Below are 1864 nucleotides of genomic sequence, written 5' to 3' on the forward strand. Positions count from 1 at the left end.
CTCGCGGCGGCGGCGCTGTGCCTGCTGCGCCGGGGCCTGCCCGGGACGGTGCTGGTGCTCACCGGCGCGGCCACCGGCGGGTACGGCGGCTTCCTGCCCCTCCTGGTGCTGGCCGGCTGGTCCGCCGGGTACCGGATCGCCCGTCCCCCGGTGCTGACCGCCGTCTTCTGCCTCGCCTTCAACGCCGTCGTCGCCTTCTCGCTGGGCCTCAACACCGACGGCCTGCCCGTCCGCGCCAACCTGGTCGTCTCCTCGGTCGGCTTCCTGCTGCTCGCCGTGCTGCCCGCCGTGGTGGGCCGCTACCGCGCCCAGCGCCGGGCGCTGCTCACCGCGGTGCAGGAACGCAACGCCCAGCTGCTGCGCGAGCGGGCGATGATCGCCCATCAGGCGCGGCTGCGCGAGCGCCACCGGATCGCGCAGGACATGCACGACAGCCTCGGCCACCAGCTCGCGCTGATCGCCGTGCACACCGGCGCGCTGGAGGTGGACCGCAGCCTGACCGGGCCGCAGCGCGAGGCGGTCGGCGTACTGCGCCAGGCGGCGACCGGTGCGATGCGCGAGCTGCGCGAGGTGGTCGGGCTGCTGCGGGACGACACCCTGCCCGAGGCGGGCGGCGTCGAGGCCGTCGAGCGGCTGGTCGAGGCCTCCCGGGCGGCGGGCGCCGCGGTGGCGCTGACACGGGCCGGCGAGCCGCGGCCGCTGCCGGCCGCCTCGGGGCACGCGGCGTACCGGATCGTCCAGGAGGGGCTGACCAACGCCCACAAGCACGCGCCCGGGGCGGTGATCACCGTCTCGCTGCGCTACGAACCGGACGCCCTGGTGGTGGAGGTGCACAACGGTCCGCCGCCGGCCGGCGCCGACGGGGCCGTCCGCGGCGGCCAGGGACTGACCGGCCTGCACGAGCGGGCCCGGCTGCTCGGCGGCATGGTGCACGCGGGAGCTGCGGCGGACGGCGGGTTCCGACTGGCCGGCGTGCTCCCGTACGACGGCGCCGGGCGACCCGAGGGCGCGGACGCGGGCGCCGGGCTGCCGGACGACCTGGGCCTCGACCTGCCGGTGCCGCCCGACCCGACACCGCGCCGCAGCCCGGCACTGGGCTGCGCGGTCGGCGCCGGACTCGTGCTGCTGGCCTCGGTCGGTGCGCTGGTCTGGGCCGTGGCCACCTTCTTCCACATGCTCGACAACGCCACGCTCCAGCGGGAGACCTTCGACGCGCTGACCGTCGGCAGCTCCGAGCAGGAGGTGCGCCGTCAGCTGCCTTCCGGCAGTCGGCAGTTGACCAACGACTACCGGCACCAGGGGCCGCCGGTGCCGGCCGGTGCCTCCTGCTCCTGGTTCGTCTCCGGCGAGGACGCCGACGCCCTGGAGACGGAGACCGTGCTGAGGCTCTGCTTCCGCGACGGCCGGCTCGTCGAGAAGCAGCACTACGCTGCCAGGTGACCGACCGTGACCCCCACCGGGAGACCCCAGACGTGATCAAGGTCCTCGTCGCCGACGACGAGCCGCTCATCCGGGCCGGCATCCGGATGATCCTCACCTCCGCCGACGACATCGACGTGGTGGCCGAGGCCGCCGACGGCCGCGAGGCACTGGAACTCGCCCGCGCCCACGCGGCGGACGTGGTGCTGCTCGACATCCAGATGCCGGTGATGGACGGGCTGAGCGCGCTGGCGGAGCTGCCGCGGGCCGCGCCCGGCGCGCGGGCGATCGTGCTCACCACCTTCGGCGAGCGGGAGAACGTGCTGCGGGCGATCTCCTCCGGCGGCGCCGGGTTCCTGCTGAAGGACACCGCCCCGGGCGAACTCATCCAGGCCGTCCGGGCGGCCGCCGGCGGCAACGCCTTCCTGTCGCCCGCCGCCTCCCG

2 protein-coding genes are annotated in these 1864 nt (G+C 75.9%); both read left to right on the forward strand.

Going from position 1 to position 1864, the window contains the following annotated elements; translation table 11 throughout:
- Window positions 1-1440 (forward strand): histidine kinase (locus tag ABZ641_RS35630; RefSeq protein WP_359988575.1); only part of this gene is annotated, 1440 nt, incomplete at its 5' end.
- A 32-nt stretch (window positions 1441-1472) separates the two neighbouring features.
- The coding region (locus ABZ641_RS35635; RefSeq protein ID WP_359988577.1) for a response regulator transcription factor at window positions 1473-1864 on the forward strand (392 nt) is incomplete at its 3' end.

It is taken from the genome of Kitasatospora sp. NPDC007106 (assembly GCF_040634455.1).
Lineage (GTDB): Bacteria > Actinomycetota > Actinomycetes > Streptomycetales > Streptomycetaceae > Kitasatospora > Kitasatospora arboriphila.